Source organism: Pseudomonas simiae, assembly GCF_000934565.1.
Lineage (GTDB): Bacteria > Pseudomonadota > Gammaproteobacteria > Pseudomonadales > Pseudomonadaceae > Aquipseudomonas > Aquipseudomonas simiae.
The window spans coordinates 4,666,022-4,688,827 of the sequence record NZ_CP010896.1 but is presented as its reverse complement, the minus strand read 5'-3'; the positions used below and the strand labels follow the sequence as shown (position 1 = coordinate 4,688,827).

General features: G+C 61.0%; 27 protein-coding genes. 23 read left to right on the top strand and 4 right to left on the bottom strand.

What is annotated here, in order from left to right:
* The first annotated feature begins 517 nt into the window (after positions 1-517).
* Genes rluC through PF1751_RS21230 form a run of 3 tightly spaced genes read left to right on the top strand, consistent with a single transcriptional unit; the run spans position 518 to position 3,131 of the window.
* Positions 518-1,477 carry a 23S rRNA pseudouridine(955/2504/2580) synthase RluC gene (gene rluC / locus PF1751_RS21240; protein ID WP_010208368.1) on the top strand — a complete coding sequence of 320 codons (960 nt, stop codon included), beginning with the start codon at positions 518-520 and terminating at the stop codon, positions 1,475-1,477.
* Positions 1,464-2,126 carry an HAD-IA family hydrolase gene (locus PF1751_RS21235; protein WP_042571981.1) on the top strand — a complete coding sequence of 221 codons (663 nt, stop codon included), beginning with the start codon at positions 1,464-1,466 and terminating at the stop codon, positions 2,124-2,126. The genes rluC and PF1751_RS21235 overlap by 14 nt, the downstream gene beginning before the upstream one ends.
* Before the next feature lie 21 nt (positions 2,127-2,147).
* On the top strand, positions 2,148-3,131 hold the full coding sequence (locus PF1751_RS21230; protein ID WP_010208371.1) for a S49 family peptidase: 984 nt from the start codon (positions 2,148-2,150) through the stop codon (positions 3,129-3,131).
* A 133-nt stretch (positions 3,132-3,264) separates the two neighbouring features.
* On the opposite strand, the gene PF1751_RS21225 is transcribed toward PF1751_RS21230, so the two are convergent.
* A complete protein-coding gene (locus PF1751_RS21225) occupies positions 3,265-3,843 on the bottom strand; it encodes a Maf family protein (RefSeq protein ID WP_010208372.1) in 579 nt (192 codons plus the stop codon).
* 105 nt (positions 3,844-3,948) lie between these two features.
* On the opposite strand from PF1751_RS21225, the gene PF1751_RS21220 reads away from it, so the two are divergent.
* From PF1751_RS21220 to PF1751_RS21125, 20 genes are all read left to right on the top strand, one after another.
* Positions 3,949-4,479: a YceD family protein gene (locus tag PF1751_RS21220; RefSeq protein ID WP_010208374.1), complete on the top strand. Its 531-nt coding sequence runs from the start codon at positions 3,949-3,951 to the stop codon at positions 4,477-4,479.
* A 13-nt stretch (positions 4,480-4,492) separates the two neighbouring features.
* A complete protein-coding gene (gene rpmF / locus PF1751_RS21215) occupies positions 4,493-4,675 on the top strand; it encodes a 50S ribosomal protein L32 (protein WP_003179396.1) in 183 nt (60 codons plus the stop codon).
* Between the two features lie 4 nt (positions 4,676-4,679).
* Positions 4,680-5,690, top strand: a complete 1,011-nt coding sequence (plsX, locus tag PF1751_RS21210; protein WP_021491482.1) for a phosphate acyltransferase PlsX — start codon at positions 4,680-4,682, stop codon at positions 5,688-5,690.
* A 126-nt stretch (positions 5,691-5,816) separates the two neighbouring features.
* Positions 5,817-6,755 (top strand): ACP S-malonyltransferase, encoded by a 939-nt coding sequence (fabD, locus tag PF1751_RS21205; protein WP_044287715.1) that lies wholly within the window; start codon positions 5,817-5,819, stop codon positions 6,753-6,755.
* A 24-nt stretch (positions 6,756-6,779) separates the two neighbouring features.
* The gene (gene fabG, locus PF1751_RS21200; protein ID WP_005790544.1) at positions 6,780-7,523 is read left to right on the top strand and encodes a 3-oxoacyl-ACP reductase FabG; all 744 of its coding nucleotides are present in this window, start codon (positions 6,780-6,782) and stop codon (positions 7,521-7,523) included.
* A gap of 191 nt (positions 7,524-7,714) precedes the next feature.
* Complete coding sequence (gene acpP / locus PF1751_RS21195; protein ID WP_003175607.1) at positions 7,715-7,951, top strand: acyl carrier protein; 237 nt, start codon at positions 7,715-7,717, stop codon at positions 7,949-7,951.
* A gap of 128 nt (positions 7,952-8,079) precedes the next feature.
* The gene (fabF, locus tag PF1751_RS21190; RefSeq protein ID WP_010208386.1) at positions 8,080-9,324 is read left to right on the top strand and encodes a beta-ketoacyl-ACP synthase II; all 1,245 of its coding nucleotides are present in this window, start codon (positions 8,080-8,082) and stop codon (positions 9,322-9,324) included.
* Positions 9,324-10,139, top strand: a complete 816-nt coding sequence (gene pabC / locus PF1751_RS21185; protein WP_010208387.1) for an aminodeoxychorismate lyase — start codon at positions 9,324-9,326, stop codon at positions 10,137-10,139. Before fabF ends, pabC begins: the two co-directional genes overlap by 1 nt.
* Position 10,140: 1 nt before the next feature.
* Positions 10,141-11,286 carry an endolytic transglycosylase MltG gene (gene mltG / locus PF1751_RS21180; RefSeq protein ID WP_010208389.1) on the top strand — a complete coding sequence of 382 codons (1,146 nt, stop codon included), beginning with the start codon at positions 10,141-10,143 and terminating at the stop codon, positions 11,284-11,286.
* A 19-nt stretch (positions 11,287-11,305) separates the two neighbouring features.
* The gene (gene tmk, locus PF1751_RS21175; RefSeq protein ID WP_010208391.1) at positions 11,306-11,938 is read left to right on the top strand and encodes a dTMP kinase; all 633 of its coding nucleotides are present in this window, start codon (positions 11,306-11,308) and stop codon (positions 11,936-11,938) included.
* Positions 11,931-12,920, top strand: a complete 990-nt coding sequence (locus PF1751_RS21170; protein WP_010208392.1) for a DNA polymerase III subunit delta' — start codon at positions 11,931-11,933, stop codon at positions 12,918-12,920. The genes tmk and PF1751_RS21170 overlap by 8 nt, the downstream gene beginning before the upstream one ends.
* A gap of 63 nt (positions 12,921-12,983) precedes the next feature.
* Positions 12,984-13,769, top strand: a complete 786-nt coding sequence (locus PF1751_RS21165; protein ID WP_044287709.1) for a TatD family hydrolase — start codon at positions 12,984-12,986, stop codon at positions 13,767-13,769.
* A 445-nt stretch (positions 13,770-14,214) separates the two neighbouring features.
* Entirely contained in the window at positions 14,215-14,868 is a 654-nt protein-coding gene (locus PF1751_RS21160; protein ID WP_010208394.1) for a TetR/AcrR family transcriptional regulator, read from the top strand.
* Positions 14,869-14,983: 115 nt separating this feature from the next.
* Complete coding sequence (locus PF1751_RS21155; protein ID WP_010208395.1) at positions 14,984-15,952, top strand: GTP 3',8-cyclase MoaA; 969 nt, start codon at positions 14,984-14,986, stop codon at positions 15,950-15,952.
* A gap of 75 nt (positions 15,953-16,027) precedes the next feature.
* Positions 16,028-16,633 (top strand): DUF4823 domain-containing protein, encoded by a 606-nt coding sequence (locus tag PF1751_RS21150; RefSeq protein ID WP_010208396.1) that lies wholly within the window; start codon positions 16,028-16,030, stop codon positions 16,631-16,633.
* Between the two features lie 16 nt (positions 16,634-16,649).
* The gene (locus tag PF1751_RS21145) at positions 16,650-17,210 is read left to right on the top strand and encodes a DUF1285 domain-containing protein (RefSeq protein ID WP_042571979.1); all 561 of its coding nucleotides are present in this window, start codon (positions 16,650-16,652) and stop codon (positions 17,208-17,210) included.
* Between the two features lie 70 nt (positions 17,211-17,280).
* The gene (locus PF1751_RS21140; protein ID WP_021491488.1) at positions 17,281-17,994 is read left to right on the top strand and encodes a GntR family transcriptional regulator; all 714 of its coding nucleotides are present in this window, start codon (positions 17,281-17,283) and stop codon (positions 17,992-17,994) included.
* Entirely contained in the window at positions 17,991-18,992 is a 1,002-nt protein-coding gene (locus PF1751_RS21135; protein ID WP_010208399.1) for an ADP-ribosylglycohydrolase family protein, read from the top strand. Before PF1751_RS21140 ends, PF1751_RS21135 begins: the two co-directional genes overlap by 4 nt.
* A 190-nt stretch (positions 18,993-19,182) precedes the next feature.
* Positions 19,183-20,649, top strand: a complete 1,467-nt coding sequence (locus PF1751_RS21130) for a purine-cytosine permease family protein (RefSeq protein WP_010208400.1) — start codon at positions 19,183-19,185, stop codon at positions 20,647-20,649.
* Entirely contained in the window at positions 20,642-21,559 is a 918-nt protein-coding gene (locus tag PF1751_RS21125) for a PfkB family carbohydrate kinase (protein WP_042571976.1), read from the top strand. Before PF1751_RS21130 ends, PF1751_RS21125 begins: the two co-directional genes overlap by 8 nt.
* A gap of 51 nt (positions 21,560-21,610) precedes the next feature.
* On the opposite strand, the gene PF1751_RS21120 is transcribed toward PF1751_RS21125, so the two are convergent.
* From PF1751_RS21120 to PF1751_RS21110, 3 genes are read right to left on the bottom strand one after another with little or no spacing between them, the layout of a single operon-like run.
* Positions 21,611-21,991 carry a termination factor Rho gene (locus tag PF1751_RS21120; RefSeq protein ID WP_010208403.1) on the bottom strand — a complete coding sequence of 127 codons (381 nt, stop codon included), beginning with the start codon at positions 21,989-21,991 and terminating at the stop codon, positions 21,611-21,613.
* A 51-nt stretch (positions 21,992-22,042) separates the two neighbouring features.
* Entirely contained in the window at positions 22,043-22,309 is a 267-nt protein-coding gene (locus tag PF1751_RS21115; protein WP_010208405.1) for a hypothetical protein, read from the bottom strand.
* A 51-nt stretch (positions 22,310-22,360) separates the two neighbouring features.
* A complete protein-coding gene (locus PF1751_RS21110; protein WP_010208406.1) occupies positions 22,361-22,693 on the bottom strand; it encodes a hypothetical protein in 333 nt (110 codons plus the stop codon).
* Positions 22,694-22,806: the final 113 nt, after the last annotated feature.

Here is a 22,806-nt window from a genome sequence, read left to right as displayed (position 1 = left end):
AATATAAGCCTAGTGCTACACGGTCCGACGGTTGTGCATCTCCACCCTACACGTATCCCTGATAATTCGGGTGCTGCCGCGCGCAGAATCCGCAGCGGGTTGGCATTTACCGTGTTCTCCAATGGGGAGTCCACGCTCATGGCTAAACAAGACTAGGTGTGGGCGGTTGCGCTCTCACTCAGCTCTTAACAGGCGTTGTTTCCGAAGTATTCGCCGTGGTCTGGTTCAAGACTGACTGCACTTTGTGAACTGGCCGTAAATATCGGCGCGGAACGCGAGTATTCACTCTGCTTTCTGCACTCGCTTCAGGCCTCATGTCACCTGCGCTTGTTACAATCTTGAGCCTTCCAGGGTGGCGAAAGCCCCGTAGGACGGCCTCGCGTCCTGATGAATTGCGATGGTCAGGGCCGGCAGTTTGCCGCATGTCCTCTGTCCAGGCCGCTTTTGGCGGCGTTCGCGACTATAGCAGCAATGATTAAGTGCTTCAATTCCATAAAAAATTGTTATCATCGCCGCCATGACGACTACCGCCCCCCAGACCCCCAGCGTCCAGCTGCTCGAGGTCTCGCCGGAATATGCCGGCCAACGCATCGACAATTTTCTCCTGGCCAGGCTCAAAGGCGTGCCCAAGACCTTGATTTACCGCATCTTGCGTAAAGGTGAAGTGCGGGTGAACAAAGGCCGGATCAAGCCCGAGTACAAGTTGCAGGCGGGCGATATCGTCCGTGTGCCGCCGGTTCGCGTGCCTGAGCGTGATGAGCCCGTGCCATTGGCCCAAGGCTTGTTGCAGCGCCTTGAAGCGTCGATCATCTTTGAAGACAACAAGCTGATCGTGATCAACAAGCCCTGTGGCATTGCGGTTCACGGCGGCAGCGGCCTGAATTTCGGCGTGATCGAAGCCTTTCGTCAGTTGCGTCCGGACGCCAAGGAGCTGGAGCTGGTCCACCGCCTGGACCGTGACACTTCCGGCCTGCTGATGATTGCCAAGAAGCGCAGCATGTTGCGCCACCTGCACACCGCCCTGCGTGGCGATGGCGTGGACAAGCGCTACATGGCGCTGGTGCGCGGCAACTGGGCCAGCTCCATCAAGAGCGTCCGCGCGCCGTTGCAGAAGAGCAACCTGCGTTCCGGCGAGCGCATGGTGGAAGTGGACGAAGAGGGCAAAGAAGCCCTGACCCTGTTCAAGGTGCTGCGCCGCTTCGGTGACTTCGCCACCATGGTCGAGGCCAAGCCGGTAACCGGCCGTACTCACCAGATTCGCGTGCACACCCTGCATGCGGGCCATTGCATCGCTGGCGATACCAAATACGGTGACGAGGATTTCTCCAAGGAAATCCGTGACCTGGGCGGCAAGCGCCTGTTCCTGCATGCCTACATGCTCACTGTGCCGCTGCCCGATGGTGGCGAGTTGAAGCTGCAGGCGCCGGTCGATGAGATGTGGGCCAAGACCGTGGAGCGTTTGAGTGTCGCACCTTGATTACAAACTGCTGATATTCGACTGGGATGGCACCCTGGCCAACTCCATTGGCCGGATTGTCGAATCGATGCACGCAGCGTCGACCCGCTCGGGCTATGCGCCGTGCACGGATCACGCAGTCAAGGGCATCATCGGCCTGGGCCTGCCTGAGGCGATTCGCACCTTGTATCCCGAGATCAGCGACGCTGAACTGGTCACCTTTCGTGATCACTACGCCGATCACTACATCGCCCTGGAGGCCACGCCTTCGCCCCTGTTCGACGGTGTGGTGCAGTCCCTGGAGGCGTTCCGCGCCGAGGGTTATCACCTGGCGGTCGCCACCGGCAAGGCGCGTCGCGGGCTGGACCGGGTGCTCAAGGCTCACGGCTGGGAAGATTATTTCGATATCACCCGCGCCGCCGATGAAACTGCCAGCAAGCCCCACCCTCTGATGTTGGAGCAGATCCTGGCCCATTGCGGCGTCTCGCCACGCCAGGCGCTGATGGTGGGGGATGCTTCCTTCGACCTGATGATGGCGCGCAATGCGGGCATGGACAGTGTGGCGGTCAGCTATGGCGCCCAGGCTGCCGAGGCGTTGCAGCAATACGAGCCGCGCCTGACGATTGATCATTTTTCCGAATTGCAGGCCTGGCTCAGCCGGGCCCAATAAGTCTTTGTTGGGGTTGATGGCATGAGTGACGAGTGGAAAGCGCCCGAAAAGGCTGAAAACAGCGATGATAAAAGCTGGAAGCTACTGGAGAAGACCCTCCTGGCCAGCGTCCAGGAACAGCGTCGTGCACGGCGTTGGGGGATATTCTTCAAGCTGCTGACGTTTATCTGGCTCATCGCCATGCTGGCGCTGTTCAGCCCGTTGATGGACATGGAAAAAAGCGCTACCCGGGGTGCCAACTACACCGCCCTTATCGAAGTGCGCGGGGTGATTGCCGACAAGGAGCCCGCCAGCGCCGACAATATCGTCAGCAGCCTGCGTGCCGCGTTTGAAGACCCCAAGGTCAAGGGCGTGATCCTGCGCATCAACAGCCCTGGCGGGAGTCCGGTGCAGTCCGGTTATGTGTATGACGAGATTCGTCGCCTGCGTGCTCTGCACCCTGATATCAAGCTGTACGCCGTGATTTCTGACTTGGGTGCTTCGGGTGCCTATTACATCGCCAGTGCCGCTGACCAGATCTACGCCGACAAGGCCAGTCTGGTGGGTTCCATCGGTGTGACAGCGGCCGGTTATGGCTTTGTCGGCACCATGGAGAAGCTGGGGGTGGAGCGTCGTACCTACACCTCGGGTGAGCACAAGGCATTTCTCGACCCGTTCCAACCACAAAAGGCAGATGAAACCCAGTTCTGGCAGGGCGTGCTCGACACCACTCATCGCCAGTTCATCGCCAGCGTGAAGCAGGGGCGCGGCGACCGCCTGAAGGATAAGGACCACCCCGAGCTGTTCTCCGGTCTGGTGTGGTCGGGCGAGCAGGCGTTGCCGCTTGGCTTGATCGACGGGCTGGGCAGTGCCAGTTCGGTGGCGCGGGATGTGATTGGCGAGAAGGAGTTGGTGGATTTCACGGTTGAGGAATCGCCGTTTGATCGGTTCTCCAAGAAGCTCGGAGCGAGTGTGGCGGAGAAGCTGGCGCTGTATATGGGCTTCCAGGGTCCGACTCTGCGCTGAAATCCTGAGGCTGGCATCGCTCAAAATGTGGGAGCGGGCTTGCTCGCGAATGCGGTGGTTCAATCAGCACATCAGTGACTGATACACCGCATTCGCGAGCAAGCCCGCTCCCACAATTGGTTTTGTGGTGGGCTTAAGGGATCTGCACGCCTTCGACCAGTAGCATGTCTACTAGGCGGATCAGCGGTAGGCCGATAAGGCTGGTTGCATCCGGCCCTTCGGTACTCTGGAACAGGCTCACACCCAGCCCCTCAGCCTTGAAGCTGCCCGCGCAGTCGTACGGCTGCTCAATCCGCAGGTAGCGCTCAACGCGCTCAGCGTCCAGCTCACGCATGTGCACAGTAAAAGGTACGCAGTCCACCTGGCAGTGCCCTGTCTTGCTGTTCAGCAGCGCCAAGCCGGTGAGGAAGCTGACACGCTTGCCGCTGGCGGCCAACAGTTGTTCGCGGGCGTTCTCGAACGTGTGCGGCTTGCCGATGATCCGGCCGTCGAGCGCAGCCACTTGGTCGGAGCCGATAATCAAATGCCCAGGATGGCTGGCCGCAAGCGCGCGTGCCTTCTCTTCGGCCAGGCGCTTGACCAGCTCAATGGCGGATTCATTCGCACGGTGGCTTTCGTCGATATCCGGCGAGCTGCAGATGAACGGCAGGTGCAGGCGGCTCAGCAATTCCCGGCGATAAACCGAGCTGGATGCGAGTAATAAAGGCAGCATGGGCGTCTCCTCAGGGCAGCCGGGGATTCTAGCGGGGTGACCGGCTGACGCACAGGGCTGAATTTCCTTTGACATGGCTGGGTGCATCCCTATAATGCTGCGCCTATGTTGAATGACCCGATTCCACCTCACGTTGACCCGCGCAAATTGGCTGATCGTGGCACTTCCCTTCAAGGTGAGTTGCTGCTGGCCGATTTGGAGAGACTCTGCGACCCGCTTTCCGACACTGTCGGTAGGGTGCAGGCCAAATTCGTTTTTGAACGAGATGAACGTAAGTCTGTGGTAATCCACAGCTTTATCGACACCGAAGTCAAAATGGTTTGCCAGCGTTGTCTTGAGCTGGTCACCCTGCCGATCCACAGCGAGTGCAGTTATGCTGTGGTGAAGGAGGGTGCGAATACCCAGTCGTTGCCGAAAGGTTATGACGTGCTGGAACTGGGCGAAGATCCTTTGGATCTGCATGCACTGATCGAGGAGGAGCTTCTGCTCGCCTTGCCCATTGTGCCTGCTCATCATCCGGAAGAATGCCAGCAGCCGGCGGGCCTCGATGACGAGCCCGAACCGAGCGAGGACGAGGTAACGCGGTCCAACCCGTTCAGTGTATTGGCGCAGTTAAAGCGTGACCCAAACGTTTAGGAGTTAATCAATTATGGCTGTTCAGCAGAACAAAAAATCCCGCTCCGCCCGTGACATGCGCCGTTCGCACGACGCTCTCGAGGCAAGCACCCTGTCCGTAGAAAAGACCACCGGTGAAGTTCACCTGCGTCACCACGTATCGCCAGAAGGCGTATACCGTGGCCGTAAAGTGATCGACAAGGGCGCTGACGAGTAATCACTTGTCTGCTCTAGTCATCGCGATAGACGCAATGGGCGGGGACTTCGGTCCCCGCAGCATTGTTCAGGCCTGCATTGCCAGCCTGTCCGCTACACCCTCGCTGCACCTGACCCTCGTCGGTCAACCCTCCCTCCTTGAAGAACTGATTGCCAGCCATCCGGCGGTGGATCGCGCGCGCCTGACGATTACGCCGGCCAGCGAAACCATCACCATGGATGACAAGCCGGCGGCGGCCCTGCGTGGCAAACCCGACTCTTCGATGCGGGTGGCGCTTGAGCTGCTGCGTGATGGCAAGGTGCAAGCCTGTGTCAGTGCCGGCAACACCGGGGCTCTGATGGCGCTGTCGCGCTTTGTGCTGAAAACGTTGCCCGGCATTGATCGGCCGGCCATGGTGGCGGCGATTCCGACGCAGAAGGGCTATTGTCAACTGCTGGACCTGGGCGCGAATGTCGATTGCAGTGCCGAGCACCTGTTCCAGTTCGCCGTGATGGGCTCGGTGGCCGCCGAAGCGCTTGGCGTGGCCCGCCCGCGGGTGGCCTTGCTGAATATCGGTACCGAAGACATCAAGGGCAACCAGCAGGTCAAGCTTGCTGCTACGTTGTTGCAGGGTGCGCGCGGCTTGAACTACATCGGCTTTGTCGAGGGTGACGGCTTGTATCGCGGTGAGGCGGATGTGGTGGTGTGCGACGGTTTTGTCGGCAATATCCTGCTCAAATCCAGCGAAGGCCTGGCGACCATGATCGCCACGCGCATCGAGGCGTTGTTCAAGCAGAACCTCGCGTCGCGCCTGGTCGGCGCCCTGGCGCTGCCGTTGATGCGCCGCCTGCAGGCCGACCTGGCGCCAGCGCGGCATAATGGTGCGAGTTTTCTGGGCTTGCAGGGCATTGTGGTGAAGAGCCATGGTTCTGCGGGCGTTGAAGGCTTTCAAAGCGCGATTGCGCGGGCCCTGATCGAGATCCAGGAAAACCTGCCGCAACGCTTGCACGGCCGTCTTGAGGACCTGTTGCCTTAGGCGAATCGGCTCGGGAGTGCTTAAATGTGACCGGCCAGTTCAATTGACCATCCAATCTGTCAGTTTCGTGCACTCCCACCGTAGGCGTGCGCATTTTCGACGACCAGATCATTAGGGGCTTGTTACATGTCTACATCCCTCGCATTCGTCTTTCCAGGGCAGGGTTCGCAGTCCCTCGGCATGTTGGCCGAGCTGGGCGCGCAATACCCGCTGATCCTGGACACCTTTAAAGAAGCGTCCGACGCCCTGGGGTACGACCTGTGGGCACTGACCCAGCAAGGCCCGGAAGAGCAGCTCAATCAAACCGATAAAACCCAGCCGGCCATCCTGACCGCTTCGATCGCCCTGTGGCGTTTGTGGCTGGCGGAAGGCGGCGCGCGTCCGGCATTTGTCGCGGGTCACAGCCTGGGCGAATACAGCGCCTTGGTGGCAGCGGGCAGCCTGACCCTCGGTGAGGCGGTCAAGCTGGTCGAGCGCCGTGGCCAACTGATGCAAGAAGCCGTTCCGGCCGGGCAGGGCGGTATGGCCGCTATCCTGGGCCTGGACGATGCCGTGGTGATCGAAGCCTGTGCCGAAGCGGCCCAGGGCGAAGTGGTCAGCGCCGTGAACTTCAACTCCCCTGGCCAGGTGGTCATCGCCGGTGCCAAGGCTGCGGTCGAGCGTGCCATCGAAGGCTGCAAGGCCCGTGGCGCCAAGCGTGCGCTGCCGTTGCCGGTGAGCGTGCCGTCGCACTGTGAGCTGATGCGCCCGGCAGCCGAGCGTTTTGCCGAGTCCATCGCCGCCATCAACTGGCAGGCACCGCAGATCCCGTTGGTGCAGAACGTCAGTGCAGCCGTGGCTGCCGACCTCGACACTCTCAAGCGCGACCTGCTGGAGCAACTCTACAAGCCCGTACGTTGGGTTGAATCGGTCCAGACCCTGGCGGCCAACGGCGCCACCGAGCTGGTCGAGTGCGGTCCGGGCAAAGTCCTGGCCGGCCTGAACAAGCGGTGCGCCGAAGGCGTGTCGACTGCCAACCTCAATACCCCGGATGCCTTCGCTGCCGCTCGCGCGGCACTGGCCTAATCCCCGAACTAAGGAGAAGCCTGCATGAGTCTGCAAGGTAAAGTTGCACTGGTTACCGGCGCAAGCCGTGGCATTGGCCAGGCGATCGCCCTGGAACTGGGCCGTCAGGGCGCCGTTGTGATCGGCACCGCTACGTCCGCTTCGGGCGCCGAGCGTATCGCCGCGACCCTGAAGGAAAACGGCGTGCAAGGTACCGGCCTTGAGCTGAACGTGACCAGTGATGAGTCCGTGGCTGCCGTACTGGCCGAGATCACCGCACAGTTCGGTGCGCCGGCGATTCTGGTGAACAACGCCGGTATCACCCGCGACAACTTGATGATGCGCATGAAAGACGACGAGTGGTACGACGTGGTCGACACCAACTTGAACAGTCTGTTTCGCCTGTCCAAGGGCGTTTTGCGCGGCATGACCAAGGCGCGTTGGGGTCGAATTATCAATATTGGCTCCGTAGTGGGTGCCATGGGCAACGCAGGCCAAGTAAACTACGCCTCTGCCAAAGCCGGTCTGGAAGGTTTCAGCCGTGCATTGGCACGTGAAGTCGGCTCGCGGTCGATTACGGTCAACTCGGTGGCCCCAGGGTTCATCGACACCGATATGACCCGCGAACTGCCAGAAGCACAGCGTGAAGCCTTGCTGACGCAGATTCCGCTGGGCCGTTTGGGCCAGGCTCAAGAGATCGCGAATGTGGTCACTTTCCTGGCATCCGACGGTGCGGCATACGTGACTGGGGCTACAATCCCGGTGAACGGCGGGATGTACATGAGTTAAATTGTGACGGATCGCTTCAAAAAAATGTCATACGAGCTGTCTAAAATCCGTTATAAAGCTGCAACTTAATTTATAGGCAGGTGGCCGACCGGGTACAGGGTGAAGCTTTCAGTTGAAAAGCTGAAATGGCTTTCTATACACTTACCCACTGGCCAGCTGCCTGAATTTGTCCATTAGGAGTTAAACAAGGTATGAGCACCATCGAAGAGCGCGTCAAGAAAATCGTCGCCGAGCAACTGGGCGTTAAAGAAGAAGAAGTGGTCAACACTGCTTCCTTCGTAGAAGACCTGGGTGCCGATTCCCTTGACACCGTTGAGCTGGTGATGGCTCTGGAAGAGGAATTCGAGACCGAAATCCCGGACGAAGAAGCTGAAAAAATCACTACTGTTCAAGCTGCTATCGACTACGTTACTAGCCACCAGGCGTAATAGTTTGTAGTCGTCGTTTGCTTTCAGGGAAAAACCGCACTGCTGTAACGGCGTGCGGTTTTTTCTTTAGCCCTGATCAAAAGTAAACGTTGAAGCAAAAGTGTCGTCATTAGAAAAAGGAGAGTGCTGTGTCGCGTAGACGCGTCGTAGTCACCGGTATGGGTATGTTGTCGCCACTGGGCACGGATGTGCCGAGCAGTTGGCAGGGCATTCTGGCTGGCCACAGTGGTATTGGTCTGATCGAACACACGGACCTTTCTGCCTATTCCACCCGTTTTGGCGGCTCGGTAAAGGGTTTCAATGTCGAGGAATACCTCTCGGTCAAAGAATCCCGCAAACTCGACCTGTTCATTCAATACGGCCTGGCAGCCGGTTTTCAGGCAGTGCGTAATGCCGGCCTGGAAGTCACCGACGCCAACCGTGATCGCATCGGCGTGGCGATGGGTTCGGGTATTGGCGGTTTGACCAATATCGAAGAAACCAGCCGCACGTTGCATGATTCCGGCCCTCGTCGAATTTCACCGTTCTTCGTCCCGGGATCGATCATCAATATGATTTCCGGTTTCCTGTCGATCCACCTGGGCGCACAGGGGCCTAACTACGCCATCGCCACGGCGTGTACCACTGGCACGCATTGCATCGGCATGGCGGCGCGCAACATCGCCTATGACGAAGCCGACGTGATGATTGCCGGCGGCGCCGAAATGGCGGCCTGCGGCCTGGGCATGGGCGGCTTCGGCGCCTCCCGGGCGCTGTCGACCCGTAATGACGAGCCGAGCCGTGCCAGCCGTCCATGGGACAAAGGCCGTGACGGTTTCGTACTGTCCGACGGTGCCGGTGCGCTGGTACTGGAAGAGTTGGAGCACGCCAAGGCGCGTGGTGCCACGATTTACGCCGAGCTGATCGGCTTCGGCATGAGCGGCGACGCTTACCACATGACCTCGCCACCGTCCGACGGTGCCGGTGCTGCGCGTTGCATCACCAACGCCCTGCGCGACGCGAAGGTCAATGCGGACCAAGTGCAGTACATCAACGCCCATGGCACGTCGACCCCGACCGGCGACCTGGCTGAAGCCGAAGCCATCAAGTCGGTGTTCGGCGAGCACGCCTACAACCTGGCGGTCAGCTCCACCAAGTCGATGACCGGCCACTTGCTGGGCGCAGCGGGCGCGGTCGAGGCGATCTTCAGCGTCATGGCCATCAAGGATCAGGTCGCTCCACCGACCATCAACCTGGATGAGCCGGATGAAGGCTGTGACCTGAACTTCGTGCCTCACGAAGCACAGCCGATGCCGATCGACGTGGTGATCTCCAACTCGTTCGGTTTTGGTGGCACCAACGGTTCCCTGGTGTTCCGCCGGTTCGCCGAGTGATGCACAGCTGGGTCGACGGTCAGCCAGCGGACAGCGTGCCCCTGAAAGATCGCGGCCTGGCGTATGGTGATGGGCTGTTCGAGACCATCGCCGTCAGGGCCGGGCAGCCTGTGCTGCTCGACCGCCACCTGCAACGCCTCGATGAGGGGTGCAGGCGCCTCGCCTTGGTTGCGGATCGTGAATTGATCCGCAGCGAAGTGCTGGCCTATGCCGCCGCCCTCGGCGACGGTGTTCTCAAATTGATCCTGACCCGCGGCGACAGCCTGCGCGGTTATGGCATCAACCTCGGCGCTCCGGTGCGCCGCATCTTGCAGGGCAGTCCGCCTGCTACCTATCCCCACGCCCATGCAGCCGACGGCATCCGTCTGTTCGCCTGTGCGACCCGCTTGGCCGAACAGCCGTTGCTGGCCGGTCTCAAGCACCTCAATCGCCTCGAACAGGTGATCGCCCGCGCCGAGTGGCAAGACACTGAGCACGCTGAAGGCTTGATGCTGGATGTGTCCGGACGCGTCATCGAAGGCGTATTCAGCAACCTGTTCCTAGTGCGCAACGGCTTGTTACTAACCGCTGATCTGACCCGTTGCGGCGTTGCCGGTGTGATGCGCGCCGAGATTCTGGCCCAGGCACAAAGCCTGGGCATCCCGGTGGCCGTGGCCGACATCGATCTTGAGCAGGTACAGCAGGCCGACGAAGTCTTTGTGTGCAACAGCGTTTATGGCATTTGGCCGGTGCGCGGGTACGCTGCGATGAGCTGGCCGGTTGGGCCGCTCACCCGTAAACTGCAGGCCATTGTTCGCGCGCTATTGGAAATTTGAGTTGATACGAAAACTGGTTGTACTGCTGCTGGTCGGTCTGTTCTCGGCGGCTTTGCTGTTGGGCTATGGCGTCTGGAAATTCGACGCTGCCTTGAAGCAGCCCTTGAACCTGACCCAGGAGCAATTGCTCGACGTGCCGGCGGGGGCAACGCCCACAGGCACCTTCAATCGCCTGGAAGCCGATGGCGTGCTGGATGGCGCCTTCTGGTTGCGCCTGTACTGGCGCTTTAACCTCGACGGCCAGCCACTGCACAGCGGCGAATACCGCATGACCCCCGGCATGACGGCGCAGGGCTTGATCGGCCTATGGCAGCGTGGCGAAGTGGTGCAATACAGCCTGACCCTGGTCGAAGGCTGGAACTTCCGCCAGGTGCGCTCGGCCCTGGCCAAGCATGAAAAGATCGTGCAGACCCTCGCAGGCCTGAGCGACACCGAGGTCATGGACAAGCTCGGTCACCCCGGCGTGTTCCCGGAAGGTCGGTTCTTCCCTGATACCTACCGCTTCGTGCGTGGCATGACCGACGTCGAGTTCCTGAAAAAAGCCTACAACCGCCTCGACGATGTACTCGCTCAGGAGTGGAGCAAGCGTGCCGCCGATGCGCCGTACACCGACCCTTATCAAGCGCTGATCATGGCCTCCCTGGTGGAGAAAGAGACTGGCGTGCCTGAAGAGCGTGGGCAGATTGCCGGTGTCTTTGTGCGTCGCCTGAAGGTCGGCATGTTATTGCAGACCGACCCGACGGTGATCTATGGCCTGGGCGAGCGCTACAACGGCAAGTTGACCCGCGCTCACCTCAAGGAAGCCAATCCCTATAACACCTACATGGTGGCCGGCCTGCCGCCGACGCCCATTGCCATGGTCGGGCGCGAGGCGATCCATGCCGCGCTTAACCCGGTGCCGGGCAGCAGCCTGTATTTTGTCGCGCGGGGTGACGGCAGCCATATTTTCTCCGATGACCTGGATGCGCATAATGCCGCCGTGCGGGAGTTCCAGCTCAAGCGCCGGGCCGATTACCGCTCCAGCCCTGCGCCTGCCGTGAAGCCTGAGGAAGACGCAACGCCTGCGGTGGATGTGCCCGCGCAAGCGCCGGTTGAAAAGCCGACCGAGCCTGCGCCGGACACCGCCGCCCCGCAAAGCCCGCAATAATTCTGACTAAGGACTGCCTGTGACTGGCTTGTTTATTACCCTGGAAGGCCCCGAAGGCGCCGGCAAAAGCACCAACCGCGATTACCTGGCCGAGCGTTTGCGCCACGAAGGTATCGAAGTGGTGCTGACCCGCGAGCCCGGCGGCACGCCGCTGGCCGAGCGTATACGCGAGGTGCTGCTGGCGCCGGGTGAAGAGCAGATGAACCCGGATACCGAACTCCTGCTGGTGTTCGCCGCCCGTGCCCAGCACTTGGCCGAAGTGATTCGCCCGGCCCTGGCGCGCGGTGCCGTGGTCATCTGCGACCGATTCACCGATTCCACTTATGCCTACCAGGGCGGTGGCCGAGGCCTGTCCCTGGAGCGCATCGCGACGCTCGAAACCTTCGTCCAAGGCGACCTGCGCCCTGACCTGACCCTGGTCTTCGACCTGCCGGTGGAAGTCGGCCTGGCCCGTGCCAGCGCCCGTGGTCGCCTTGACCGTTTCGAGCTCGAAGGCCAGGCCTTCTTTGATGCGGTACGCACGGCGTTCCTCAAACGGGCTGCGGCCGAACCTGCGCGTTACTACCTGCTGGACGCCGCCCAACCGCTGGCCCAGGTGCAGCGCGCCATCGACGGCCTGTTGCCCACACTGCTGGAGCGCGCCCGTGGCTGAAGCCTACCCGTGGCAGGACAGCCTGTGGCAACAACTGGCCGGCCGTGCCCAGCACGCCCACGCCTACCTGTTGCATGGGCCGGTGGGTATCGGTAAACGTGACCTGGCCGAGCGCCTCATGGCTAGCCTGCTGTGCCAGCGCCCGGTCAACCTGGAAGCCTGCGGCGAGTGCAAATCCTGCCTGCTGCTCAAGGCCGGCAGCCACCCGGATAACTACCTGTTGGAACCCGAGGAAGCCGACAAGGCGATCAAGGTCGACCAAGTGCGCGACCTCGTCAGCTTTGTGGTGCAGACCGCGCAGATGGGCGGGCGCAAAGTCGTGTTGATCGAGCCGGTGGAGGCGATGAACATCAACGCCGCCAACGCCTTGCTCAAGAGCCTGGAGGAACCGTCCGGCGACACCGTATTGTTGCTGGTCAGCCACCAGTCCAGCCGCTTGTTGCCGACCATTCGTAGCCGCTGCGTGCAGCAGGCGTGCCCGCTGCCGAGCGAGGCGATGAGCCTCGAATGGCTCGCGCAGGCGTTGCCGGCGTGCAGCCAGGATGAACGGGTCGAGCTGCTGACCCTGGCGGCCGGCTCGCCCCTGGCGGCGGTGAAGCTGCAAGCCCAGGGCGTGCGTGAGCAACGCGCGCTGGTGGTGGATGGCGTGAAGAAACTGATCAAGCAGGAAGTGTCTGCCACTCAACTGGCCGAAAGTGCCTGGAAGGACATTCCCCTGTTGTTGCTGTTCGACTGGTTCTGCGATTGGTCGAGCCTGATCCTGCGCTACCAGCTGACTCAGGATGAAAGTGGCCTGGGCTTGCCGGATATGCGTAAGGTGGTGCAGTACCTGGCGCAGAAAAGTGCCCAGGACAAGGTGCTGACGATCCAGGACTGGATCCTCGCCCAGCGCCAGAAGGTGCTCGGCAAGGCCAACCTCAACCGCGTGCTGTTGCTCGAAGCGCTGCTGGTGCAGTGGGTCGGCTTGCTTGGCCGCCGTTAAATTCCGTGGCCGACAGGTGTATCGTCGGTCAGACACTTTTCGTGACTGAAGTTGTAGAGCCTTATGCTAGTAGATTCCCATTGCCACCTCGATCGCCTCGACCTGGCCCAACACGGCGGTTCCCTTGATGCGGCCCTCGACGCTGCGCGCCAGCGTGGGGTAGGGCATTTCCTGTGCATCGGCGTCAGCGCGCAAAACGCGGCTGACGTCAAAGCCCTGGCTGATCGCTATGCCGATGTGGATTGTTCGGTGGGTATACACCCGCTGGACCTCAAGCCCGGTGAAGCGCCTGCGCTGGACTGGCTACTGGCTGAGCTCAATCACCCGCGCGTGGTTGCCATCGGCGAAACCGGCCTGGATTATCACTACGAGCCCGAAGCCGCCGAGTTGCAGCAGGCCTCCTTCCGTTTGCACCTGCAAGCCGCCCAGCAAACCGGCAAACCGGTGATCGTCCACACCCGTGGCGCCCGTGCTGACACCCTGTCCTTGCTGCGCGAAGCCGCGCTGCCCCAGGCCGGCGTGTTGCACTGCTTCACCGAAGACTGGGACATGGCCAAGGCGGCCCTGGACCTGGGGTTCTACATTTCCCTCTCGGGCATCGTCACCTTCCGCAATGCCGACGCCCTGCGTGATGTCGCGCGCCAAGTGCCGGCCGACCGCCTGCTGGTGGAAACCGACTCGCCGTACCTGGCGCCCATTCCTCATCGCGGCAAGCCGAACCTGCCTGAATACGTGCGCGATGTAGCGGATTACCTGGCGATGTTGCGCGGCGAGTCCTACGAGCGCTTTGCCGAACAGACTACCGAGAACTTCAAACGCCTGTTCCCGCTGGCTCATGTAACCGTTTGACGCGGCCACATCGCAGGCAAAAAAAACCCGGCTTCTGGGGGGGGAATCCGGGCTAAGACCATTAGGAGTAAAACAAGGGTACGCGGTCCGTTGGTACCCAGGTCGGCGCTTCACTTGGGGGAGATGTCGCGCCGACAGTTGAAGTATTGATCAGTATCCGATTCAGTCCAGTCGCGGCTGATCGTTTTTTAAACAGATTTGGAATACGCGCGCTTCGCTTGAGTTCTCATCGGACAGGAGCACGGTGGCAGTTTTTGCGTGTTATTTCTGACTGGGATCCATGAAATCGTTGGCGCACTGAAAGTAAAGTGCGTTTCGGGTTCACATAGGCATTGCCCAGCGACCGTTCAGTCGGGATAATCCCTCGTACCGGGTAAATCGTATCGCCGCGTATCCGTGGCCCTGCGTTACCCTCCCTATTTTGACCTTTGCAGACCTCTTCCTCATGCACAAAGAACCCCGTAAGGTCCGTGAGTTTCGCCGCCGTGAGCAGGAAATTCTCGACACCGCACTCAAGCTGTTCCTCGAACAGGGTGAAGACAGCGTCACCGTCGAGATGATCGCGGATGCCGTGGGTATCGGCAAAGGCACGATCTACAAGCACTTTAAATCGAAGGCCGAAATCTACCTTCGCCTGATGCTCGACTACGAGCGCGATTTGAACGAACTGCTGCATTCGGCCGATGTGGACAAGGACAAGGAAGCCTTGTCCCGCGCCTACTTCGAGTTCCGTATGCGTGACCCGCAGCGCTACCGCCTGTTCGACCGCTTGGAAGAGAAGGTGGTCAAGGGCCATCAGGTACCGGAGATGGTCGAGGAACTGCACAAGATCCGTGCTTCGAACTTCGAGCGCCTGACCCTGTTGATCAAGGGCCGCATCAGCGAAGGCAAGCTGGAAGACGTGCCGCCGTATTTCCACTACTGCGCCGCCTGGGCCTTGGTGCACGGTGCCGTGGCGCTGTACCACTCGCCGTTCTGGAGCAATGTGCTGGAAGATCAGGAAGGTTTCTTCCAATTCCTGATGGACATCGGCGTGCGCATGGGCAATAAGCGCAAGCACAGCGCTGAGCAGCCACCGGCTGAAACGCCCGCCACGTAATGATTTGCTGCCACGCGTAGTACCCCAGGAATATACTCAGGCATGGACTCTTGCTAAAAGCTGATTTATCAGTCAGCTTTTAGCGCGCCCGAATCATCCTCTGCCGGAGTGATCCATGATCGTTGATCGTCAAGGCAGGCGTTTTCGCAATTTGCGGATCAGCCTGACCTCAGCCTGCAATTACGCGTGTACCTACTGCGTGCCTAACGGCAAGCGGCTGGTGGCTGCCCAGGACGAACTCTCGGCCGAGGCCATGGCCCGTGGCGTGGCTTACCTGATCGAGGCGGCGGGCATTGAGCGCCTGCGCATCACCGGCGGTGAACCGCTGGTCAGCCCCAAGCTGGAAGCCTTCATGGGCGCCGTCGGGCAGATGGGGCTCAGTGACATCAGCCTGACCACCAACGGCCAACTGCTGGCGCGCAAACTGCCGCTGCTGGTCGAGGCCGGGATCAAGCGCATCAACGTCTCCCTCGATACCCTGGATGCGGACGCCTTCCGCAGCATCGCCCGTGGCGGCGACCTGGCCACCGTACTCGACGGCATGGACCAGGCCCGTGCTGCCGGGATCAAGATCAAGGTCAACATGGTGCCGTTGCGCGGCCAGAACCTCGACCAGGTAATGCCGCTGCTCGAATACTGCCTGGCGCGCGGTTATGAACTGCGCTTTATCGAGCTGATGCGCATGGGCCACCTGGCCAAGGACTCCAACGCGTTCCTGCAGCAATTTGTCAGCTTGCAACAGCTGTTGGGCCTGATCGGCGAACAGCATGAATACTTGCAAGCCAGCGCGCCCATTGACGCGACGGCGGTACGTTATGAAATACCTGGCAAGGGCTACTTCGGGGTGATTGCCAACGAAAGCGTGCCGTTCTGCCGTACCTGTTCGCGGTTGCGGTTGTCGTCCACCGGTTGGCTGCATGGCTGCCTGTCGTCGAGCAATCGTCACTATGTCGGCGACTTGCTGGACAAACCGCGCCACCAAGCGCTGCCAGCGTTGCAGGGCCTGTTGATGAAGGCGTTGGGCGACAAGCAGGAAGTTGCCTTCTCCGGGGGCGCGACCATCATGAAGATCATCGGCGGCTAGTCTTCCAAGCTGGCGCAGAACCTGCATCTCACGCCCATTCGCCGGTTTTCCGTCACCGGCTTCTGGAGGATTAGGATGCGTAGTCTGGTTTTGTTGCTGGCGTCGTTGACGCTGAGTGGTTGCATGACCGTCAGCGATATGGCCGAAGGCACCCGCTATCAGATGAGCGATGCCGGTTTGCTGGATCACAGCGATACCCGTCGCACCGCCTCGGTTCGCATACAGCCGGATTCTTTCGTGTTTATTGCCCAAGGCGCCTTCGTACCGCCGGGTAGCGCTTATCCGCGTCCGAACGTGGTGGCTGAGGAAGCCTTCAACGGTTTCATCGAGTATTTCCCCATGGTGCGTCGTGCCCGTCAGCCAGAAGGTCTTGAGCAGGCAATGTCCGAAGCCCGTGCGGCCGGCGCTCACTATCTGCTGTACTGCCGCTTCGCCAAGGCGGATGACCGTATCGGCAATGCCGATGAGTGGTCCGATCAGGAAGCTCTCGACCGTGTCGGGCTGGACAGCGGCGTCATTCAGATCATGTTGATCGAGACCAGCACCCAGTATTTGATTGATACTGCACGTATTCGCAGTCGTGGCGGTTTACTGACGTTCCACGACAACAAGCCAGAAGATCTGATTGCCCGCCCGCTGAGGCAGTACGCCCGCAGTCTGCTGGGTATGAGTGATCAATAAGCACCAGGAGAACGCTATGACCGATTCCGCCAAGGCCAACGATCTGTTGGCCCAGCTGCCCAAGGGCAAGGGACCGGCGCCGGTACATCTGTGGAACCCGGACTTCTGCGGCAACATCGACATGCGCATCGCCCGCGACGGCACTTGGTTCTACCAGGGCACGCCGATCGGGCGTAAGCCGATGGTCAAGCTGTTCTCCAACATCATTCGCCGCGATGGCGATGACTACTTCCTGGTCACTCCCGTGGAAAAGGTCGGCATCAGCGTCGATGATGCGCCGTTTGTCGCGGTTACGCTGGAGGTCGAAGGGCAGGGCGACGGCCAGGTACTGCGCTTCACCACCAACGTGGACGATCAGATCGAAGCGGGCCTTGAACATCCCTTGCGGGTGGTGATCGACCCGGTTACCCAGGAACCTGCGCCCTATCTGCGGGTGCGCACCAACCTCGAAGCCCTGGTGCATCGCAATGCCTTTTACCAATTGGTGGAGCTGGCGGTGAGCCGTCCGATCAATGGTCAGAACTGGCTGGGTGTCTGGAGCGGCGGGGAGTTTTTCCGTATCGGCCTGGAACCTTGAGGCCGGTTTTTTTATTTCCCTGAAATAATTCGCTTGCTGGAATCGGGCACTTTCGGTTATCAATTTGTACATGATTAGACATGTCCGATTTGATAAGAAAAAACGCGTCGTCGACGAGCTCATCCGCCGTATCGAAGGTGGAATGATGGCCGACGGTTTCCTGTTGCCGGGCGAGCACCAACTGGCCGAAGAATTTGCGGTCAGCCGTGGCACCCTGCGCGAAGCCCTCGCCGAGCTGAAGCGGCGCAACTACATCGCCACGCAGAGCGGCGTCGGTTCCATCGTCACCTTTGACGGCATGGTGCTCGACCAACGCAGCGGTTGGGCCCAGGCCCTGGCCGACACCGGAGCGCGGGTGAACACTGACATCCTGCGCCTGGAAGCGGTGACCCGCCCCGACCTGTTCAGCCGCTTCGGCAGCGACCAGTTCATCGCCCTTGATCGCCGCCGCCGTACCACCGATGGCACGTCGGTATCCCTGGAACGCTCATTGATGCCCGCGTCCGGCGGCCTGGAAAGCCTGCCGACAGTCGGCCTGATCGATGACTCCCTGACCATCACCCTGGCCGCCTACGGTTTTATCGGTGCCGAAGGTGACCAGTGGATCGGTGCCGAACCCCTCAGTGACGAAGATGCCGAGTTGCTCGGCCGTCCCGCAGGCACAGTGTTTCTCAAGGCGTCACGAACCACCTATGACCGTCGCGAGCGTTTCATGGAGTATGTGGAAAGCTTGCTCGATCCTCTGCACTTTCGCCTGCACCTCCAGTTTGGACGTTCGACATGACCTCGCTCAACCACGCCATCGGCGCTTTCTACGGCCTGGCCTTGGGTGATGCCCTGGGCATGCCGACCCAGTCCTTGAGCCGCGAGCAAGTCCGCGCGCGTTTCGGCGGCATCACCGGCCTGGAAGATGCCGACGCCGACCAGCCTATCGCACCGAACATGCCCGCCGGTTCCATCACGGATGACACCGAGCAGGCGATCCTGGTGGGTGAGTTGCTGGTCGAAGGGCAGGGCGTCATCGAACCGACGGTGCTTGCCCAGCGTTTGATCGAATGGGAAGCGGTGATGCGTGCCAAGGGCTCGCAGGATTTGCTCGGCCCCTCGACCCAGCGTGCGATCAGCATGATCCTCGCCGGCCACACCCCGGAAGAGTCCGGCCGTTACGGCACCACCAACGGCGCTGCGATGCGCATCACGCCGGTAGGCATTGCCGCCGATGTCAGCGACCCGGCGACATTTATCCAGGCGGTGATCCAGGCCTGTCAGGTGACCCACAACACCACGCTGGGAATCTCCAGCGCGGCGGCGGTGGCGGCGGTGGTATCGGCCGGTATCAACGGCGTGGACCTGGGGGGAGCGCTGAACATCGGCACCCAGATTGCCCAGCAGGCGGAAGGTCACGGTCACTGGGTTGCCGGCGGGCGTATCTCCACCCGCATCAGTTGGGCGCGCACGTTGAGTGTCGGCAGCGGCGACAAAGCCCTGTTCGCCGACCTGCTGTACGAATTGATCGGTACGTCCGTTGCGTCCCAGGAGTCGGTGGTGGTGTCGTTCGCCCTTGCCCAACAAGTGGCGGTGGGTGAGATGAGTGCGTTGGAGGCGTTGTGCCTGGCCGCCAGCCTTGGCGGTGACACTGACACGATTGCCGCCATTCTCGGCGCCATGCTGGGTGCGTGCCTGGGCATGCAGTGCTGGCCTGACGCGATGATCGAGCAGGTCAAACAGGTCAATGGCCTGGATTTGCAGCCGCTGGTTCTGGGGCTGCTCAAATTGCGCTGAACACCACAGAGCAAAAATCTGGGCGCTGGCTTGCCTGCGATATCAGTGTGTCATTCATTGATGCACTAACAGGTTGACCGCTATCGCAGGCAAGCCAGCTCCCACACTGATTGCGTCGAGTCAGGATGACCGGTTAACGCTTTGATTCTCTGCCACAACCACAACAATACAGGCACTTGGAGCACCCCTCATGAGCACGACTTCTTCCGGCCAGAGCGCCGGGCAATTGGAAACACGCGGCATCGAACCGGTCCCAGAAGGCGAGTGCAACGGGCACCCGCTGCAACTGTTCTGGGTGTGGTTCGCCGCCAATATCAGCATCCTTGGCTTACCGCTCGGCGCCACGTTGGTTGCGTTTCGCGGCCTGGCGATCTGGCAGGCCATTATCGTGGCGATCCTCGGCGCTGCCGGGTCGTTCGCGGTGGTGGGCATCATCTCCATCGCCGGTCGTCGTGGACGCGCGCCGAGCCTCACCCTTTCCCGCGCCATCTTCGGCGTGCGTGGCAATATCGGGCCGACGCTGGTGTCGCTGATGTCGCGCCTGGGCTGGGAAACCGTCAACACCACCACGGCCGCCTTTGTACTGCTGTCGTTGTGTTCGATCCTGTTTGGTTCGCCGGTCGAGGCGAAAAGCGCGCCGGTGCTTACCCTGATCTTTATCGCGATCTTCGTGCTGCTGACCCTGTCGGTGTCCGGGCTGGGCCACGCCACCTTGCTGGTGATCCAGAAGTGGGCCACCTATGTGTTCGGTGCCTTGAACATTCTGGTCGGCGGCTTCCTCTGCGCGACCATTGATTGGAGCGCGGTGTTCAACGCGACCCCGGCGCCGCTGAGCGCGATGATCATCGGCGTCGGCACCATGGCCGCCGGCACCGGCATTGGGTGGGCGAATGCCGGTGCCGACATGTCGCGCTACCAGCACCGCAGTGTCACCGCCGTGCGCCTGGTGGCATCGGCCGCGTTTGGTGCAGGCATTCCGCTGGTGTTGCTCATCACCCTCGGCGGTCTGCTGTCGGTGGGCAACAACGACCTGGCCTCGGCCACCGACCCGATCGTCGCGATCCGCGACATGCTGCCGACCTGGATGGCGGTGCCGTACCTGATCACCGCGTTTGGTGGGCTGCTGCTGTCCAACAACCTGTCGGTGTACTCGGCAGGCCTCACGACCTTGACCCTGGGCTTGAAGGTCAAGCGCGTGCATGCGGTGATCGTCGACATCGTGGCGATCTTCGCCGGTTCGATCTACTTCATGCTGATCGCCGACAGCTTCTACGGCCCGTTCATCACCTTCATCTCGTTACTGGCCGTGCCGATCACGGCGTGGGTCGGCATTTTCGTGGTTGACCTGATCCACCGTCACTACTACAGCCCCAAGGACCTGCTGGACGTGAGCCCAAGCAGCGCCTACTGGTATCGCGGCGGTGTGGAATGGCGTGCGTTCGGCGCCTGGGCTGTGGCGATCGTGCTGGGTTTCAGCTTCACCACCATTGGCACCACCGCCGAAAACATCTGGTTCGCCGGGCCTTTGTCCGACTCCTGGCTGGGCCACAACGGTCTGGGCTGGATCGTCACCTTCCTGGTGGCCGGCGGGATTTATGCAGTACTGGGTGGCGCAGCTGACCGTCGCCCGGCTTTGGTAGAGCGTCCTAATGTCTAGATTGCTGCACACCGGCCAGGTCATCGTCGACTTGGTCATGGCCCTCGATACCTTACCCGCCACTGGTGGCGACGTGCTGGCGCAATCGGCCAGCTTTGAGGCCGGCGGTGGCTTCAACGTGATGGCCGCTGCTCGGCGTAACGGGCTGCCAGTGGTCTATCTGGGGCGTCACGGTAACGGGCGCTTTGGCGACCTGGCCCGTGCAGCGATGCAGGCCGAGGGCATTGAAATGGCCCTGGCCGCCAGTGCTGGCAAGGACACCGGCTTGTGTGTGTCCCTGACCGAAGCCACCACCGAGCGCACCTTCATCTCCCACATCGGTGCCGAAGGTGAGCTGAATGCCGAGGACCTGGCCAGGGTTGTGCCGCAGCTTGACGACTATGTATACGTCAGCGGCTATAGCTTGCTGCTGGAGGGCAAGGCGCAGCCGCTGATCGATTGGTTACTGGCGTTGCCACGGGAGATCGTGGTGGTGTTCGATCCAGGCCCGCTGGTGAAGGCACCGGACTCGGCCTTGATGCGCACGTTATTACCGCGTATCGACATCTGGACCAGCAATGGCCCGGAAGCCCTGGCCTTTACCGGTGCATTGGATATCGCCGCCGCGCTGCCCGAGCTGAGCCAGCACCTGCCCGCCGAAACGCTGCTGGTGGTTCGTGATGGGCCCAATGGCTGCTGGGTAGGGCGAACGGGCTCGGTTGAGCATGTGCCCGGCTTCAAGGTGCTGGCAGTGGACAGCAATGGCGCCGGGGATGCGCATGCGGGGGTATTTATTGCTGGCCTGGCGAAGGGGCTGAAGCCTGCTGAAGCGGCACGTCGAGCGAATGCAGCCGCAGCCTTGGCGGTAACACGCTGGGGACCTGCAACGTCTCCAGGCACCGCCGAAGTCGACGCACTTCTTACCGAATAAACACACCAAAACCTGTAGGCACCGGCTTGCCCGCGCCTACAGGTTTTTTGTTCAACCGGCTTTGCGCAGTGCTTCGATCAATTGATCCTTGCGCATGCTGGATCGGCCCGGTATGTCCTTGGCCCGCGCTTCTTTCAGCAGGCTTTCCTTGGTCTGGGTCGCCAGCGAAGCGCGGCTGCTGCGTGGGTGGCCCTCACGGGTGGCCGCGGCACGCTTGGCTGATGCTTGCCGGTCCGCGGCTTTCCTGGCCGGCGCTTTGCGCTGACCCGAGCCGCCGGCCTTTTCGCCCCCGCCGGACTGCTTGTTCACGGTGGCCCAGGCACGGGCTTCAGCTTCATCCTTGGGTACGCCTTTGTGCTCATAACTTTCTTCGATACGAGCAGCTTTGCGCTTCTGTGCGGCGGTGTATTTGGCTTTGCTTCCAAGAGGCATTGCGATACTCCTACTGGCCCCGGCAGCGGGGCCAGACCAGACAAAAATGAATTACTGCGGGCCTGCACCGTCGAGCTTGCGCGCCTCATCCACACCGGACGCGGTCAGCTTGATCGGCAAGTTCAACGAATATTCACCGGCGTCGTCGGTGGTCACATGCCCATCCTTGATCAACCCACGGTCCTGCAGAAACGCCAAGACACTGGCGACCTCTTTTTCGCCGCGGTAGTTATCCAGCACCTCCTTGCCTAGACCTTGCGGGTGAGCGTGCAGCAGGCGGGTGAGGACTTCTTTTTCAAGGTTTCTATCGACGTTCATGCGTACCTCTTCATTGGGAGATGATCGGGTGTTCGTCTAGCGTTCGATGGATCAAGGCGCAGGTTGCTTTGGTGCACCTGGGACGTTGGAGTCATCGCCCTTGTTGATGTTGGGCTGATTGATCGCCGGGCCCATTTTGCCGTTACCGACGGCAGCAGGCGCTTGGCGTTGGGTGTCATTGCCTTTGGTGCGCGGGTCAGCGCCGTTATCGATGACCGCACCACCGTTGGTGTCCATGCCGGTGCCCATGGACTTCTGCGACTCGGTGGTGGCGTCAGGCGTTGGATCGGTCGGTCCGGTGGTCGAGCTGGCGGCGAAGGCGCTCAGCGACGCAGCAGACAACAGGCCAGTGAGGGCGAGGGCGGCAAACTTGGAATTTTTCATGAGGGTGTCTCCATATGATTAATGTCCTTACCTACTATTGGTCAGCCCTCGTTTCGTGTTCGTGCCTTGATGGCGACGAACGGTCTTGTGTCACCTGTAAGATTTTGTGTGCC